The organism is Novosphingobium sp. Gsoil 351 (assembly GCF_009707465.1).
GTDB lineage: Bacteria > Pseudomonadota > Alphaproteobacteria > Sphingomonadales > Sphingomonadaceae > Novosphingobium.
Window position 1 is genome coordinate 757,994 of record NZ_CP046120.1, and the last position, 16,839, is coordinate 774,832.

Here is a 16,839-nt window from a genome sequence, read left to right on the forward strand (position 1 = left end):
GGCTTAACCGCCCGCTTAAATCAACGGTTGGCCTGCCCCCGAAGGTCTGCCACTAGAACCGCAAAACAGACTCGGAAAGGACGCCGCGATGAACTTCGAACCCACCGAACGTCAGGTCTATTGGCGCGATCGCGTCCGCCAGTTCATCGAGAACCACGTCCGTCCGCGGATGGCAGACTATTACAAGCAGCAGGCCGAGGGCGACCGGTGGAAAGTGCTGCCGGTGGTCGAGGAAGAAAAGGCGCGGGCCAAGGCTCAGGGCATCTGGAACCTGTTCATGCCGCCCCAGTTCGGCCGGACGCACGTCGACGACACATTCGAGTTCGACGGACCGGGGCTGACCAACCTCGAATACGCGCTGTGCGCCGAGGAGATGGGCCGCGTCGGGATGGCCAGCGAAGTGTTCAACTGCTCAGCCCCCGATACCGGCAACATGGAGGTGTTCCACCGCTACGGCACACGCGAACAGAAGGACAAATGGCTCAAGCCGCTCATGGAGGGCGAAATTCGCTCGGCGTTCCTGATGACCGAACCCGGGGTTGCCAGCTCGGATGCCACCAACATCGAATGCTCGATCGTGCGCGAGGGCGACGAGTACGTCATCAACGGCCGCAAGTGGTGGTCGTCCGGCGCGGGAGACCCCCGCTGCAAGATCGCGATCGTCATGGGCAAGACCGACTTCGAGGCCAAACGCCATCAGCAGCAGTCGATGGTGCTGATGGAACTCGATGCCCCCGGCGTCGAGATTCTGCGCCACTTGCCGGTGTTCGGCTATGACGATGCGCCGCATGGGCACATGGAAATCCAGCTCAACAACGTCCGCGTGCCCGCCTCGAACATGTTGCTGGGCGAAGGCCGCGGCTTCGAGATCGCGCAGGGGCGGCTTGGACCTGGGCGTATCCACCACTGCATGCGCACCGTCGGGGTGGCCGAGGAAGCGCTGGCCAAGATGGCCAAGCGGCTCCAGTCGCGCACCGCGTTCGGCAAGACCATCGCCGAGCAAAGCGTATGGGAAGAGCGCATCGCGCGTGCCCGGATCGACATCGAGATGACCCGGCTGCTGTGCCTCAAGGCCGCGGACATGATGGACAAGGTCGGCAACAAGGCCGCCGCGGGCGAAATCGCGATGATCAAGGTCCAGGCGCCCAACATGGCGCTGCGGATCATCGACGATGCGATCCAGGCGCACGGCGCAGGCGGTGTTTCCGAAGACTTCGGCCTTGCTTCGGCATGGGCGCACCAGCGCACGTTGCGGCTGGCCGACGGGCCCGACGAAGTCCACTCGCGCGCCATCGCCCGAATCGAATTCGCCCGCCATGCGCCCAAGCCGGGTGCCAGCAACGATGCCGGGTTCAGCTCGGCCGATATCGGGGTGAGCCGATAGTCTGAAAAACAGTCCGCTCATGTCGAGCGAAGTCGAGACACGTCGCGCTTTGGCCTGGCCGTAGTGCAACATCCGTCGACTTCGCTCGGGATGAGCAGGGTTTGGGAGTTTGAATGTGACCAAAGCCGCCATTCTCGAAGCCGTCGGCCAGCCGCTGCGGATCGACGACGTCGTCATCGACAATCCCGGCCCGCACGAGGTGCTGATCCGCACCGCCGCCTGCGGCCTGTGCCATTCGGATCTCCACTTCATCGAGGGCAGCTATCCCCACCCCCTTCCCGCGATACCCGGGCACGAAGCGGCAGGCATCGTCGAGAAAGTCGGCAGCGAGGTCCGGACGGTCAAGCCGGGTGATGCGGTGGTCAGTTGCCTCTCTGCGTTCTGCGGGCACTGCGAGTTCTGTGTCACGGGCCGGATGGCGCTGTGCATGGGCGGCGACACCCGCCGCGCGCCAGGCGCCCCGCCGCGGATCACGCGCGCGTCCGACGGCAGCGCGATCAACCAGATGCTCAACCTGTCGGCGTTCAGCGAAATGATGCTGATCCACGAACACGCCTGCGTGAAGATTAATCCCGAAATGCCGCTCGATCGCGCCGCGGTGATCGGCTGCGCGGTGACCACCGGCGCGGGAACGATCTTCAACGCGTGCAAAGTGACGCCGGGCGAAACGGTCGCCGTGGTCGGATGCGGCGGCGTCGGTCTGGCGACCATCAACGCTGCCAAGATTGCCGGCGCCGGGCGGATCATTGCAGCCGATCCGATTCCCGAAAAGCGCGCGCTGGCTATGAAGCTGGGCGCGACCGATACCGTCGATGCGCTGGCAAACGACGCTGCGGCCTCCATCGTAGAGATGACCAAGGGCGGGGTCGATCACGCGATCGAAGCGGTCGGGCGTCCTGCTTCGGCGGCCCTTGCGGTGGCGTCGCTGCGCCGTGGCGGCACCGCGACGATCCTGGGGATGATGCCGCTGAGCGAGAAAGTCGGCCTGAGCGCGATCGATCTGCTTTCGGGCAAGAAACTCCAGGGCGCGATCATGGGCATGAATCATTTCCCGGTCGATCTGCCGCGGCTCGTCGAATTCTACCTGCGCGGGCTGCTCGATCTCGATTCGATCATTGCCGAGCGCATTCCGTTGAGCCAAATCAACGAAGGGTTCGAGACGATGAAAAAGGGCGATTCCGCACGCAGCGTGATCGTGTTCGACCAATGACGGATTCGCGCGCTGCCATTGATGCCGAGACGGCGTTCGTCGGGACCGTTGCGCCCGAAGGCGCGGACGTGCTCGACGCGGTTAAACTCACCGCGTGGATGGACGCCAACGTCGAGGGCTTTCGCGGCCCGATCGAGGTCTCGAAGTTCAAGGGCGGGCAATCCAACCCTACGTACAAGATCGAAAGTCCCTCGGGCCGCTATGTGCTGCGGCGCAAGCCATACGGGCCGCTGCTGCCTTCGGCCCACGCGGTCGATCGCGAATACAAGGTCCAGGCCGGACTCTATCCCACCGGCTTCCCGGTCAGCCGCCAGTATGGCCTGTGCACCGACAACGACGTGCTCGGATCGTGGTTCTACGTGATGGGCATGGTCGACGGGCGGACGATCTGGGACGGCGCGATGCCCAGCTCCGACCCGCAGACCCGCCGCGCGACCTACTTCGCGATGATCGATACGCTGGCACGGCTGCACAACACCGATGTCGCAGCGGCCGGGCTCGAAGGCTTCGGCAAGCCGGGTAACTACTTCGGCCGCCAGGTCGAACGCTGGACCAAGCAGTACCGCCTCGCCGAGACCGAAACGATGCCCGAGATGGAGCGACTCATCGCCTGGCTTCCCGCGACGCTGCCCGAGCAGGATCGTACCTCGGTCGTCCACGGCGATTATCGCGTCGACAACATGATCTACGCGCACGATCGCCCGGAAGTGCTCGCGGTGCTCGATTGGGAACTGTCGACGCTGGGCGATCCGCTGGCCGATTTCACCTATGTCGCGATGGCCTGGGTAACCGATAATGCGGGCCGCTCCGGCGTCGCCGATCTCGATCGCGCGGCGCTGGGCATTCCCGAACTCGACGAAGTGGTGGAGCGCTATTGCGCGGCCACGGGCCGTCAGGGCGTGCCGGACCTCAACTGGTATTTCGCCTACAACTTCTTCCGCTTGGCCGGGATCATGCAGGGGATCAAGAAGCGGGTGATCGATGGAACCGCGTCATCCGCGCATGCCAAGGCGATGAGCGAGCGGGTCAGCCCGCTGGCCGAACGAGCGTGGGGGTTTGCGGTGGAAGCCGGGGCCTGAATCAAGAGCTTCCCCGAGCAAACTCGGGAACGATGTTAGAACCCCCCGCCCCCACTTCACCGCCACGCCCTTGTCGTCAGGCAGACTGGCGAAGTGGCCGGGATCCTTGCGGTAGAAAACGCTCGCCGCGGCGTCGCCGCCCCACAGTTCGCCGCGCCAGGCGAGTTCGCCAATCAGTTCGCGCCCGCTGGGGGTGAGCGCGTATGTGCTGCTCGCGAACGTGGGGCTTAGCGTGGCGTAGTCGTAATCGACCGGCAGATTGAGCCGCACTCCACCGCTTTCCACCCGCAGCGGTTGCGCGATCCGAATCGCCAGCCGGTCGCCTTTCGCGAACACGGCGAGCTTCTCCAGATCGACCGCGAGGGCCTGGCTCAGCAGCCGCCCACCAACGATCGCGCCGCCGCCGCGCGGCATGGTTGCGCCGCCGCGCCAGCTTGCCCCCAGCCGCACGTCGGGACGGACGCTCCAGCCGACGCGGGCATCGACGAACGCGCTGTCCGCGCCGCCACGACCCAGCGCATCGTGGAACCTGGCGCCCAGGACGGTGCGGTCCTCACGCAGCCAAGACGCCCCGAGCGCCGCGTCGATCTCGCCGAACCGGCGATCGACGGCCAGGCCGAACCGCTCCATCGGCTCGTTCTCGCGCCGCAGCCGCAGTTCGCCCACGTGGCGTTCGGGACCGGTCAGCGCCTGGCCGCGTTCGCCGCTGAGGGTCAACCCGAAGCCCCCGAGCATCTGTCGCAAGGCAACCGCGGTCCGCTCGCCCGTCACGAACCCGAGGTCGTCGCCCGGCGCCCCGGCAATGAAAAACGCGGGCGAGCGCGCGCCCGACAATTGTGCGGCGAGGCCGTCGGCGCCCTGGCGGAACCCGAACGCCACCTGCCGCCCCGGCGCGAGCCGCGCGGTGACGCTGGCGGCAAGCACGCGCGCCTGCTCCGCATCATCCCGGCCAAGCCGCAACGGGGCAAGCGCGGCGATCCCGCCCCGTCCATCGACGGTGAAGCCCAGCGCGAACCTGTCGTTGCCAGCGGCGAGCGTGCGAGTCTGTCCCGCCAGCGCGTTGCTCAACCGCGGCTGCACCACCGCGTCGCGCAACTGCCGCGCGAAATCGACCGCATAGGCGCGCGAGTAGCCATCCAGGATCACCGCCCCCAGCGTGCCCTTGGTCCCGGCATCGCCCATCGCACCCGACGTCACGACCATCGTATCGCCGAGCGGAACCAGCGCGGTCGAACCGGCCAGCGTCATCGTCCCCTGCGGCGCGAAGGCGTTGGCGATGTCGAGCGTGCCACGGCCATAGATAGGGTCGGTTCCCGCCGCACCTCCGTCGCGCGCCGTGCGCAGCAAGAGATCGACGATCTGCTGGCCGGTCAGGTTCGGGAAGGCCTGCGCCAGCAGCGCCACCGCGCCGACGATCTGCGGCGTCGAGAAGCTGGTTCCACTGACCACCGTCACGAACTGCGAACCGTTGCGGTTGGTGATCCTGATCTGGCCGTTCTGGTAGACGCAGCAGACGTCCTCGCCTAGCGCATTGAGATAGACGTTGGCGAAGCTGCCCGCCCTGTTGGCGAAGGCGGAGATGGTGCCGCTACTGTCCACCGACCCGGCAATGATCACATTGCCGTTACCCGCGGTGGCAGTGCTCGAAGCGAACGGATCGGGCTCGTTCTTGTTGACCGCGGGGTCGGTCGAATCGCCATCGTTGCCCGCCGCGACGACCACCACCACCCCGGCCGAGGCGGCCCGGGCGATCGCGCTGCGCAAAGTTGCGTTGATGTTCGAGCCGCCGATCGACAGGTTGATCACCCGCGCCCCGGCATCGACCGCGCGGTTGACGCCGGCGGCGATCGCATCGTCGGTGAACTTGCAGCCGGCGGTCTGGGCGCAAGTCCCCGGGGCATCGATCCGGAGCGCCTGAATCGTCGCATCGAAGGCAATCCCCAGGATCCCGCTGCCGTTGCGCGCGGCAGCCGCAATCAACGCGATCTGGGTGCCATGATCGTCCTCGGGGGTGATCCCGCGATTGCCCGCTACGTCAGCCGAGGCGGCCGAGATGCGCCCGGCGAACTCGGGGTTGGCCGGGTCGATCCCGGTATCGACGATCGCGACGGTCACACCCTTGCCGGTCGCCCCTGCGGTCCAAGCCGGGATCACTCGGTGCAACGCGGGCCCGTCGGACATCCGGTATTCCGCGGTGTCGAACGAGGACGTTGGCGCGGGCGTGGGGCTTGGCGAAGGCGCCGGCGACGGCGATGGACTGGGGGTCGGAACCGGTGAAGGCGTCGGGGTCGGCGCGGGGGCCGGCGGGGGTGCACTCGCGATCGGCGGACTGCCGCCACCCCCACCGCACCCGGCGAGCAAGGCCACCGCCGAACACAATCCCCCCAGCGAAAGCATCGGGCGCGAAGATCGCGAAACGGTCATCGGTCGGCAGCCCCGTCAGGATCGAGTGCGAAGCGTATAGCCCGGCATGGCTGGCGCAAGGCTTAACGAGGGCCTGGGTGCTTGCCGCAGGGCAGGCAGGCCGCTAGGCCGCGCCCGCTAGCAGGAGGGCCATGATGCACGACCAACTCGCCGCCGCAATCGACAGCGCGTGGGATGCGCGCGACAGCGTGACCCCGGACAGCAGCGACGTTCGTGCCGCGGTCGATCGGGCGCTCGACTTGCTCGACAGCGGCCAGGGCCGTGTCGCCGAGCCCGACGGCAAGGGCGGCTGGACGGTCAACCAATGGCTCAAGAAGGCGGTACTGCTGTCGTTCCGGCTCAACGACAATGCAGTGATGGACTTTGGCTCGGCCGGTGCGCCGTCGTTCGACAAGGTGCCGCTCAAGTTCACCGGATGGGACGCAGCGCGCTTCCGCGAGGCCGGCATCCGCGCGGTTCCCGGCGCGATCGTGCGGCGCGGGGCACACGTCGGGCGCAACGTCGTGCTGATGCCCAGCTTCGTAAACATCGGCGCGAACGTTGGTGACGGGACGATGATCGATACCTGGGCGTCTGTCGGATCCTGCGCCCAGGTCGGCAAGAACTGCCACATTTCTGCGGGAACCGGGATCGGTGGGGTGCTCGAACCGATGCAGGCCAACCCGACGATCATCGGCGACAACTGCTTCATCGGCGCGCGGTCCGAGATCGTCGAGGGGGTAATCGTCGGCGAAGGCTGCGTAGTCGCGATGGGCGTGTTCATCACCGCCACAAGCAAGATCGTCTACCGCGAAACCGGCGAGGTCATAACCGGCCACATCCCGCCGTTCAGCGTGGTCGTCCCCGGCGCGATGCCGGGCAAACCGCTGCCCGATGGCCGCCCCGGCCCGTCGCTGTCGTGCGCTGTGATCATCAAGACGGTGGACGCGCAGACCCGCGGCAAGACCGCACTCAACGAGCTGCTGCGCGACTAGACCTTGGCCGCCGCCAGGATCGGCCCGCCCGCGCCTCTCTGGATAAGAACGACGGTGCGCAAGGCGGGGTCCTTCGGCGCGGGCACCGCGATATGCAGCCGCTTGCCATTCCACGATCCCGCGGTGTGCAGGTCGGTGACGATGTTGCGATGGGGCAGCGTGCGCCCGTTGTTCTCGCCGGCCTTGACCGGCACCGCGCGCACGCGGGGATCGTAGGTCACCAGCAGCACGGTCGCGGAACCCTGCCCCGCGCCAATCGTCACGCCCCCGGCGTCGCGCACGATCGTGGGACCACCGCTCAGCGGCCCGGTTGCGGCAAGCGCCTTGTTCAAGGTGCCGCGATCCGTCCCGACCAGCGCCTTGCGCCCGTTGATCACGACTTGCGGGGTATAGACCCCGTCGCTCTGCCCGCTGCGCTGATAGGCGCGCTGACGCTCGGTGAAGGCGGGCTGGGCGAACGTGTCCTTCCAACCGAGCTGATCCCAATAGGTTACCGCGTAACTCAGCGCGATCACGTCGGACCGTGCCGCGGCGAGCGCGTTGACGTTGGCGTTGGCGGGCGGACACGATGAACAGCCCTGGCTCTGGAAAAGCTCGACCACGACCGGCCCGGCACCGCCCGTGCCTGCCTGAGCCATAACGTCGCTCGCCGGCGAACAGGAGCCGATCAGGGCGATGGCCGCGAGGGAGCCGAATCTGCTCAGGGTCATGTCGGTACTTCGCGGTTTCATCGAAAAAGACTACACTCCCACGATGGCGCTACCAGCAAGTGCGCGATTGCTGGGCTTGGAACGAAGCATGCGCCGGGGCGTAGGATGCGGCAGGGTCACGTCAGAAACAATCGGCAAGAGGACGGAAAAACATGGAACGCCAGGGCGACGAAGTCCACATTGAGACCGACGAGGCACGCGGCGCCTCGACTCCGCACATAGTTCGCTATGTCCTGATAATCAGCTTGCTGCTGGCGGTTGGTGCCCTTTCGGTCATCTGGATGACCGGCGCGGCGAGCGTCGATCAACCGGCTCAAAACGGCCCGATCAGCGGTCAGGCGACTCCTGCTCCGCAATAGGCGCGGCCGCGTCAGCCGCCGGCCGTGACCGCCCGGGTCTCGATCGGCGGATCGTTGCGATGCTTTGCCGCGTAGGCTTCGGCGGCGCGCAACACGCGCAGCATGTTGCGGCTGGAAATCCGCTCGAGATCGCCCTGTGAATAGCCGCGCCGAGCCAGTTCGGCGAACAGGTTGGGATAGGCGGAGACGTCCTCGAAACCCTTCGGCGTCTCGTCTGTCCCGTCGAAGTCCCCTCCCACCCCGACATGATCGATCCCGATCCGCTTGACGATGTGGTCGATGTGGTCGGCGATCTGCGAAACGGTGACCCTGGGAGCGGGATGCGCCCCGGTCCACGCCGCGAGCGCGGGTGCGACACGGTCCGGGAGACCCGTGTGGAGCGACTTGAGCCGGGCCTCCTCGCCCGCGAGTTCCGCCGCCCAGATTCGATAATCCTCGCTGACGAAGTTGAGCACCGCCGTGACCATCACGATCCCGCCATTGTTCTTGAGCCGATCGAGCACCGCATCGGGCACGTTGCGCGGATGGCCATCGACGGCACGGGCATTCGAATGGGTGAACACCACAGGGGCCCCCGCCACGTCGAGCGCGTCGTTCATCGTTTCCTCGGAGCAATGGCTGAGATCAACCAGCATCCCCACCCGCTGCATCTCGCGCACCACCTGCTTGCCGAAGTCGCTGAGACCACCGTTACGGGATACGTCGTTAGATGAATCGGCCCAGGCAGTGGTCTTGTAGTGCGCCAGCGTCATGTAGCGCGCGCCCAGCGCGTGCATCTGGCGCAGCACCGCAAGGCTGCCGCCGATCGAACCGCCACCCTCCATCCCGATCAGCGAGGCAATTCTGCCAGCCTTCCACGCCTTCTCGACGTCCGCCGAACTCGTCGCCAGCGCCAACTCGCCAGGATAGCGCGCGACCAGACGCTTGATCGTGTCGATCTGCTCAATTGTCTGGCGCACCGCCTCGGGTTCGGCCAGCTTGTAGTCGACATAGACCGACCAGAACTGCGCCCCGACATGACCGCGCTTGAGCCGGCTCAGGTCGGTCTGCATCGCCACCTTGCCGCCCTGTGCGGTATTGCGGGTATCGGTGAAGTCGAACCCGTCGAGCAGGTCTCCGGTGCGGTCGCGCAACTGCTCGGGCACATCATTGTGGCCGTCCCACACCGGCGCCGCTTTCAGCGCCGCGGCGGCGGCCTGCTCCGGACTGCGCGCGGGCGCGGCGAACGCGGGGCTGGCAAGGATCAGGGCGAGCAGCGGAATGGCGATACGGTTCATGCCCGCCGCGATGCCATTGCCGGGGCGATTAGGGAAGCGTCGGCGGAACGCGACGCGGAGAAACGGGTTGGGCCTTACGATACATCAAGGAGCATCCCGGTGGCCAAGACCCTCGCTGACATTTCCGAAGCCATGCGCGACATCGATTTCTGCACGCTCGCCACTCACACCGCCGGCGGCGCGATCGGCGCGCGACCGATGAGCAACAATCGCAACGTCGATTTCGAAGGCGATTCGTGGTTCTTCACCTACGAGGACCGCCAGATGATCGCCGACATCGGCGGCGATCCGAACGTCGGCGTGACCTATATGGGCAGCGCCGGGATCAAGGGTATTCTCGGCGCGCCGGGCGCTTTCTTCCACGTCGTCGGCACCGCGCAGGTAATCCGCGACAAGGCTGCATTCGCCGAGCATTGGGACAAATCGCTCGACCGCTGGTTTCCGCAAGGGGTGGATACGCCGGGCACGGTGATGATCAAAGTGACCGCCAAGCGCCTGCACTATTGGGATGGTGAGGAAGAAGGCGAGGTCAAGCTGGGCTAAAACCGGCGATGAGCACATCGCTTTTCGACAGGATGCTCGCTCGGATCGTTCGTCTCGGCGTGCTCGAGGTGGTTCACGCCGACGGGCGCGTCGCCAAATTCGGCCTTCCGGCACCGGGGTTCCCGCAAGTCCGCATCCGCCTGACCCGGCCCGGGGTGACCACCAGCATTTTGCGCGATCCCCGGTTGGGCGCTGGCGAGGCATACATCGCTGGCGACCTGACGATTGAACAGGGCGACGTGATGGAGCTTGCTCAGCTGCTCCGCGCCAACCAACCTTGGGAGGCTGGGGCCAAACTGTACGCGCCCTCAGCCCTGCGCAAGCTGCTGCGCCGGGCGATCGCCGCCGCCGATCAGGTCAACGCCCGTGCCAGATCGAAAGCCAACGTCGGACACCACTACGACATCGGGTACGATCTCTACGCGTTGATGCTCGACGGCGAGCATATGCAATATAGCTGCGCCTATTGGTCGCGCGAGGACATGACCCTGGGCGAGGCTCAGGAGGCCAAGCTCGCCCACATCGCCGCCAAGCTCGCGCTCAAGCCGGGCCAGCAGGTGCTCGACATCGGCGGCGGCTGGGGCGGGATGGCGATCTATCTGGCCAAGCACTTCGACGTGACGGTCACCGCGATCACGTTGAGCGCGGAACAGCTCGCGCTCGCCGTCGCGCATGCTAAAGCCGCCGGGATCGGCGACCGCGTGAAGTTCGAGCTGGCCGACTATCGCGATCTGCCTGCCAGCGGGCGCAGGTTCGACCGAATCGTCTCCGTCGGCATGTTCGAGCATGTCGGGCGCCCGCAGTTCGACTCCTTCTTCCGCATCTGCGCGCGGCTTCTGACCGATGATGGCGTCATGCTGCTCCACACGATCGGCCGCTTCGGCGGCCCGGGGAGCACCGACGCCTTCACCCGCAAATACATCTTCCCTGGCGGCTATATCCCCGCACTCAGCGAGACCGTCGCGGCCAGCGAGAAGGTCCGCCTGATCGCCAGCGACGTCGAGACGCTGCGCCTCCACTACGCCCGCACCCTGCGCGCGTGGCACGCCAACTGCGTGGCCAACCGCGCTGCGATCGAGGCACTGTATGACGCGAAATTCTTCCGAATGTGGACCTTCTACCTCGCCGGCGCTACCGCCGCGTTCGAAAGCGGCGGCATGGGCAACTACCAGATCCAGTACACCCGCGACCGCCACGCGCTGCCGCTGACGCGGGGTTATATGGGAGAAGTGGAGGCGGGACTGCTCGAAAGCAGGCCCGCCCCGGCTTTGATCAGCGCAGACTGACCACGTTGTCCGACACCCGTGGATCGCGGCGGTCGCCGCGGTACTGGCTGGCCATCGGCTCGTCGCCCGCCTCATAGACTTCGCTTTCGCCGAAGCCATTGAACGCGGTCTTCATCGCCGCGCCATAGGCGCCGAGCATGCCGATTTCGATGTAGTCGCCCGCGCGCATGTCGGACGGCAGCTCGAACGGGCCTTCCATGTGGTCGAGGTCGTCGCAGGTCGGGCCGTAGAAGCTGAACGCCTCGTCGGTGGCCGCAGCATCCTCGCGCAGCGCCTTGACCGGGAATCGCCAGCCGACGTGCGCGGCATCGAACAGTGCGCCATAGGCGCCGTCGTTGATGAACAGCTCGGACCCGCGGCGCTTGTCGACGCGGACGATCAGCGAGTTGTACTCGGCGCACAGCGCGCGGCCCGGCTCGCACCACAGCTCGGCCGAATACGAGATCGGCAGCGATTCGTAGGTCCGGTCGATGATCCCGAAGTAATCCTCCAGCGGCGGCGGCTCCATCCCCGGATAGATCGAGGGGAAGCCCCCGCCGACGTCGATCACGTCGACCAGCACCGAGGCGTCGACGATCGCCGCGCGAACCTTTTCCAACGCCTGGACATAGGCGTGCGGGCTCATCGACTGCGAGCCGACGTGGAAGCACACGCCGAGGCTGTCGGCGACTTGGCGCGTCGCCTGGAGCAGCGCCGGGGCTTCGGTCAGGTCGGCGCCGAACTTGGCGGCGAGGCTGAGCTCGGAATATTCGGACGAGACGCGCAGACGCACGCACAGCGTCAGGTCTTCCGCGCCATCAGTCGCGGCGACGATCTTCTCGAGCTCTTCCTGGGTATCGAGGCTGAACACCTTGCAGCCGTGGACGGCGTAAGCCTCGCGGATCGCGCTGGCGGTCTTGACCGGATGCATGAAGCACAGGACGGCCTCGGGCAGCGTCGCGCGGACCAGCCGCACCTCCGCGATCGAGGCGACGTCGTAGTGCGTGACCCCGGCATCCCACAGCACCCTCAGCAAGTCCGCCGAAGGATTGGCCTTGACCGCATAGAGCGTGCGGCCCGGAAACTTCTCGACGAAGAAACGGGCGGCGCGCCGCGCTGCGTGCGGGCGATTGAGGATAACGGGTTGGTCCGGCGAAGTGGCGCGGATTACAGCCGATGCATCAGGATAATGGTGCAACTCAAGGGACCCCCAACCGGTTCAGTTCACAAAGCTGCCTTGCGGTTTGGAAGTCCCCATGGGGCAGCGGGGGGTCGCTATAAGGCGGGGGGGATGAACTGCAAGTGAAAATGCCCCCCTGTCTCAAATCCGCAACAAATGCTCCGCCAGCGCGCGGAAAACGGGCAATGTCGTGGCGTCGTTGGGGATGTTTGCGGCGATCGGATGCGAGGCGAATCGGGCGATCGTCAGCTCCGCCGCAGGATCGACGTAGATCGCCTGGCCGTGGATGCCGCGCGCCGAAAACACCGGGTTGCCGTTGGTGAAGAACCACCACTGGCTGCGATAGACGAGATCGGGCAGACTGGGGTGCGGCGAGCGCGTGGCGTCGGCCCCCGATGCGCCGGACTTGATCGCGCGGATGGGTCCGGCGGCGAGCAGTTGCGCACCGCCCACCGCGCCATCGTTGCGCATCGCCTCGCCGAAGCGAGCCATGTCGCGCAGGGTCGGGTTGAGGCCGCCGCCGGTGAATGGCGTGCCCGCGGGATCGACCAGCATGTCGGCATCGTCTTGCATGCGCAACGGTTGCCAGATGCGTCGCGAATACACCTCGTGGGCGCGCTCGCCTTGGATCCGCGCGACGATCCAGCCGAGCACTTCGGTGTTGATCGTGCGATAGGTGAACGCCTTGCCGTGCTCGCCATCCGCCGCCAGCGTGGCGAGATAGGCGTACATGTCTTCCGGCCCGGCATAGCCGGCAGCGCGCGGAGTCAAGGCCAGCGCCAGGCTGAAATCGCCGATGCCCGAGCGCGCGTCGGCGTAGTCCTCGGAATAGTCGATCGCGGTGGTCATATCGAGCACCTGGCGGATCGTCGCGTCGGCATAGCCGGTGCCCGCCAGCTCGGGCAGGTGATCGGCGACCCGGCTGGCCGGGTCGAGCCGGCCCTCGGCGATCAGCATCTCGGCGATCAGGCCGAGAAAGCTCTTGGTCACCGAGAACGCGATGTGGCGGCTGTCGGGGCGGGTGACGCCAAGATAGCGTTCGTAGACCACCGCGCCCCGGTGCAGCACGCACATCGCGTCGGTGAAGTTGAGCGGGAGCGTTGCGGCCCACGTCGTGCGGGTGCCGTCGTCCAGCGTCACCGGCAGGGCATCGATGTCGTCCCGGAGCGCCACCGGCAGCGGGGTGACCGGCCCCTGCCCCCGCGACACCCGCACCGTCGGGCAGAACTCGCGCATGTTGGAGAACGACCAGCGGGTCCAGGGAAACCGCATGTGGTTGCCCTTGGCGGCCTCGATCCGCTTGGCGGCGGGCGGCGGGAAACCCTGCATCCAGCCCATCATCGCCGGATCGCTGGTGATCCCGTCGAGAATTTCCTTCGGCATGGTCTCTCCTCGCCCCTTTAGGGGAGAGGATAGCGCAGCTTGCTCCATAGGAGCTAGCGAAGCTTGGAGAGGGGCCGCAGAGTAGCGTTACGCCGCGCGCCCCTCTCCAACTGCGCCTAGCGAGCAAGCTCGCAAGTCTCCGTATCCTCGCCCCGTTCGGGGAGAGGAGGGTCAGCTCAGCCGGTCGCGAAAATCCTCGTAACCGAACTTGCGCACCTGTTCGAGACTGTCGCTCTCGCTGTCCCACAGCCAGATCGAGGGCAGCGGCACGCCGTTGAAGGTGGTGGTCTTGACCATCGAATAGTGCGCCTGGTCCAGGAAGGCGAAGCGCTGTCCGGGCTCGGGCGCGAACGGCAGGCGGTAGTCGCCGATCACGTCTCCGGCGAGGCATGACGGGCCGCCGAGGCGGACCTCCTCGCCCGCCTCTAGCTCACCCAGCATCGCGGGTCGGTACGGCGCCTCGATCACGTCGGGCATGTGGCAGGTGGCGGAGATGTCGGCGATCGCCAGCGGCATCCCGTTCCAGTGCGAATCGAGGATCGTACCGACGAGGATGCCCGCATCGAGCGCCACCGCCTCGCCCGGCTCGAGATAGAGTTCGCAGCCGGTCTCGGCCTTCACGCTCTTGAGGAACGCGACCAACTCGTCGCGCTGGTAGTCGGCGCGGGTGATGTGGTGGCCGCCGCCGAAGTTGAGCCACTTGAGACGGGGTAGCCACTTGGCGATCCGCGGCCGGGTCGCCTCCCAGGTGCGGCGCAGCGGTTCGAAGTCCTGCTCGCACAGCGTGTGGAAATGGAGCCCGTCGACCCCCTCCATGTGCTCGTCGGTCAACTGATCGACCGGAAATCCCAACCGGCTGTGCGGCGCGCACGGGTCATAGCGCGGCACCTCGCCCTCGGCGTGGAGCGGGTTGATCCTGAGGCCGATGTCGAATGCATCGCCGCGCGACCGGGCCAGCGCGATCTGGGGCACGAAGCGTTCGAGCTGGCCGGGCGAGTTGAAGATGACATGGTCGGACAGGCGCAGGATTTCGGGCAGGTCGTCGGGCTTGTAGGCCGCGCAATAAGTCGCGATCTCTCCCTGATAGTGCTCGGCGGCGAGCAGCGCTTCCCACAACCCGGAGGTGCAGACCCCGTCGAGACGCTCGCCCACGATCGGCGCCACCCGCCACATCGAAAACGCCTTGAGCGCGGCGAGCACCTTGATTCCCGCGCGCTCGCGGATGTCGGCAAGGATCGCGAGGTTGGCGCGCAGCCGCGCGGCATCGACCACGAACGCGGGACTATCGACCCGGGATAGGTCGAATTGCGCAAATGCGCCTGGGTCTCCCGCTCTGGTTTCCATGCGTTTTGATCCGATTTTTTCACACGAAGACACGAAGATGTCAGCGTCTTTCGATAGCACCGTAATAATCGTTGGCGATGCGCTTGAGGCCGTCCTTGAAGGTGGCTTGTCCAAAGTTCATCAGCAATCCCAATGGCAGGCCCAAAAGACGAAGATAGGTGAGCACCTGCTTGCCGTGCACGGGAGCAAGGCGCTCAATCGATTTGAGTTCGGTTACGAGACGTCGCTCGACGAGCAGATCAACCTTGAAGCGTTGTCCACGACAACGCCCTTGTAGTTCAAAGGCAGGGCGACCTGGCGCTCGACCGTGCAGCCCGCTTGCCGCAGGCCCTCTGCCATCAAGGCTTTATACGCACTTTCAAGAAGTCCTGGCCCGAGATCGCGGTGCAGATGATACCCGCAATCCACTACGATCCGGGCGAGCGCCTCAATCTCCGCGATTCCCGCCCTCTTCGTGTCTTCGTGTGAAATCAAATCAGAACCCCAATGGCCCGCCCAGCTCCTTGACCTGCCACGGCAGGCCCTGATCGCCCAGTATGGCGAGGAACGGGTCGGGATCGAACTGCTCCATGTTGAACACGCCCTCTCCCGTCCACGTCCCGGTCAGCATCATCGCCGCGCCGACCATCGCCGGAACCCCGGTGGTATAGCTGACCGCCTGATTGCCGGTTTCGGCGAAGGCGGCCTCGTGGTCGCAGATCTGGTAGATGTAGAAGGTCCGCTCGTCGCCGTCCTTGAAGCCGGTGGCGATGTCGCCGATGTTGGTCCTGCCCTTGGTGGTCGAACCGAGCGACGACGGTTCGGGCAGCACCGCCTTCAGGAACTGCAACGGGATGATCTCGCGCCCCTCATAGAGCACCGGATCGATCCGGGTCATCCCGATGTTCTGGAGCACGGTCAGGTGGGTGATGTAGGCCTCGCCGAAGGTCATCCAGAACCGGATGCGCTCGATCTCGGGCAGATGCTTCGCGAGGCTTTCGAGTTCCTCGTGGTACATCAGGTACATCGTCTTGGGACCGACCCCCTCGAACGCGAACTGCTGCTTCGTGCTGAGCGCGGGCGTCTCGATCCACTTGCCGTTCTCGTAATGGCGAGCGGGAGCGGTGACCTCGCGGATGTTGATCTCGGGGTTGAAGTTGGTGGCGAAATGCTGGCCGTGGTCGCCACCGTTGCAGTCGAGAATGTCGAGTGTGCGGATCGTGTCGAGCTTGTGCTTCTTCAGCCAGGTGGCGAACACGCTGGTTACGCCCGGATCGAACCCGCTGCCGAGCAGCGCCATAAGGCCGGCCTGTTTGAACTTGTCCTGATAGGCCCACTGCCACGAATATTCGAAGTGCGCCTCATCGCGCGGCTCGTAGTTGGCGGTGTCGAGGTAGTTGACTCCCGCCGCCAGACAGGCGTCCATGATGTGGAGGTCCTGGTACGGCAGCGCGAGGTTGACGACGAGCTTGGGCTCAATCCGGCGGATCAGCGCGGTGGTCGCGGCGACGTCGTCGGCGTCGATTGCGTAAGTCGTCACCGTTTGCCCGGTGCGCGCCTTGACGCTTTCCGCGATCGCGTCGCATTTGGATTTGGTCCGGCTTGCGAGGTGAACGTCCGAGAAAATCTCGGAATTCATCGCCATCTTGTGCACCGCGACCGACCCGACTCCGCCTGCGCCGATCACCAGAACCTTGGACATTTGCACTCCTGACGGTGGAAGGATCG

The 16,839-nt window shown here is 66.0% G+C and carries 15 protein-coding genes and 1 pseudogene; 8 read left to right on the forward strand and 8 right to left on the reverse strand.

From position 1 onward, the window contains the following. The first annotated feature begins 88 nt into the window (after positions 1-88). The 3 genes from GKE62_RS03580 to GKE62_RS03590 all read left to right on the forward strand — a co-directional run bounded on the left by GKE62_RS03580 (position 89) and on the right by GKE62_RS03590 (position 3,673). Complete coding sequence (locus tag GKE62_RS03580; protein ID WP_154691041.1) at positions 89-1,384, forward strand: acyl-CoA dehydrogenase family protein; 1,296 nt, start codon at positions 89-91, stop codon at positions 1,382-1,384. 115 nt (positions 1,385-1,499) lie between these two features. Next, entirely contained in the window at positions 1,500-2,594 is a 1,095-nt protein-coding gene (locus GKE62_RS03585; protein WP_154691042.1) for a Zn-dependent alcohol dehydrogenase, read from the forward strand. Next, the gene (locus GKE62_RS03590) at positions 2,591-3,673 is read left to right on the forward strand and encodes a phosphotransferase family protein (protein ID WP_154691043.1); all 1,083 of its coding nucleotides are present in this window, start codon (positions 2,591-2,593) and stop codon (positions 3,671-3,673) included. The genes GKE62_RS03585 and GKE62_RS03590 overlap by 4 nt, the downstream gene beginning before the upstream one ends. Here the strand turns inward: GKE62_RS03590 and GKE62_RS03595 are convergent. Further along, on the reverse strand, positions 3,587-5,854 hold the full coding sequence (locus GKE62_RS03595; RefSeq protein ID WP_230206893.1) for a S8 family peptidase: 2,268 nt from the start codon (positions 5,852-5,854) through the stop codon (positions 3,587-3,589). The two genes, GKE62_RS03590 and GKE62_RS03595, sit on opposite strands and share 87 nt — an antisense overlap. A gap of 13 nt (positions 5,855-5,867) precedes the next feature. Between GKE62_RS03595 and GKE62_RS18755 the strand changes: the two genes are divergently transcribed. Both GKE62_RS18755 and dapD read left to right on the forward strand, forming a co-directional pair. Then, positions 5,868-6,137: a hypothetical protein gene (locus GKE62_RS18755; protein WP_230206894.1), complete on the forward strand. Its 270-nt coding sequence runs from the start codon at positions 5,868-5,870 to the stop codon at positions 6,135-6,137. A 94-nt stretch (positions 6,138-6,231) separates the two neighbouring features. Then, positions 6,232-7,071, forward strand: a complete 840-nt coding sequence (dapD, locus tag GKE62_RS03600) for a 2,3,4,5-tetrahydropyridine-2,6-dicarboxylate N-succinyltransferase (protein ID WP_154691045.1) — start codon at positions 6,232-6,234, stop codon at positions 7,069-7,071. Here dapD and GKE62_RS03605 read toward each other — a convergent pair. Next, positions 7,068-7,781, reverse strand: coding sequence for a thioredoxin family protein (locus tag GKE62_RS03605; protein ID WP_230206895.1), 714 nt, complete (start codon positions 7,779-7,781; stop codon positions 7,068-7,070). The two genes, dapD and GKE62_RS03605, sit on opposite strands and share 4 nt — an antisense overlap. Before the next feature lie 152 nt (positions 7,782-7,933). On the opposite strand from GKE62_RS03605, the gene GKE62_RS03610 reads away from it, so the two are divergent. Next, positions 7,934-8,140, forward strand: a complete 207-nt coding sequence (locus tag GKE62_RS03610) for a hypothetical protein (RefSeq protein WP_154691047.1) — start codon at positions 7,934-7,936, stop codon at positions 8,138-8,140. 11 nt (positions 8,141-8,151) lie between these two features. Here the strand turns inward: GKE62_RS03610 and GKE62_RS03615 are convergent, their stop codons facing one another. Further along, the gene (locus tag GKE62_RS03615) at positions 8,152-9,417 is read right to left on the reverse strand and encodes a dipeptidase (protein WP_154691048.1); all 1,266 of its coding nucleotides are present in this window, start codon (positions 9,415-9,417) and stop codon (positions 8,152-8,154) included. Between the two features lie 99 nt (positions 9,418-9,516). Between GKE62_RS03615 and GKE62_RS03620 the strand changes: the two genes are divergently transcribed. Next, entirely contained in the window at positions 9,517-9,960 is a 444-nt protein-coding gene (locus tag GKE62_RS03620; protein ID WP_154691049.1) for a pyridoxamine 5'-phosphate oxidase family protein, read from the forward strand. 8 nt (positions 9,961-9,968) lie between these two features. Then, on the forward strand, positions 9,969-11,246 hold the full coding sequence (locus tag GKE62_RS03625; RefSeq protein WP_154691050.1) for a cyclopropane-fatty-acyl-phospholipid synthase family protein: 1,278 nt from the start codon (positions 9,969-9,971) through the stop codon (positions 11,244-11,246). Here GKE62_RS03625 and GKE62_RS03630 read toward each other — a convergent pair. From GKE62_RS03630 to GKE62_RS03650, 5 genes and pseudogenes are all read right to left on the reverse strand, one after another. Further along, positions 11,233-12,423: a type III PLP-dependent enzyme gene (locus GKE62_RS03630; RefSeq protein WP_154691051.1), complete on the reverse strand. Its 1,191-nt coding sequence runs from the start codon at positions 12,421-12,423 to the stop codon at positions 11,233-11,235. The two genes, GKE62_RS03625 and GKE62_RS03630, sit on opposite strands and share 14 nt — an antisense overlap. Before the next feature lie 123 nt (positions 12,424-12,546). Further along, complete coding sequence (locus GKE62_RS03635; RefSeq protein ID WP_154691052.1) at positions 12,547-13,788, reverse strand: serine hydrolase; 1,242 nt, start codon at positions 13,786-13,788, stop codon at positions 12,547-12,549. Positions 13,789-13,959: 171 nt separating this feature from the next. Further along, positions 13,960-15,132 (reverse strand): carboxynorspermidine decarboxylase, encoded by a 1,173-nt coding sequence (locus GKE62_RS03640; protein ID WP_154691053.1) that lies wholly within the window; start codon positions 15,130-15,132, stop codon positions 13,960-13,962. A gap of 40 nt (positions 15,133-15,172) precedes the next feature. Next, a pseudogene (locus GKE62_RS19620) lies at positions 15,173-15,540 on the reverse strand (GxxExxY protein). 67 nt (positions 15,541-15,607) lie between these two features. Beyond that, positions 15,608-16,813, reverse strand: coding sequence for a saccharopine dehydrogenase family protein (locus GKE62_RS03650; protein WP_154691054.1), 1,206 nt, complete (start codon positions 16,811-16,813; stop codon positions 15,608-15,610). Positions 16,814-16,839: the final 26 nt, after the last annotated feature.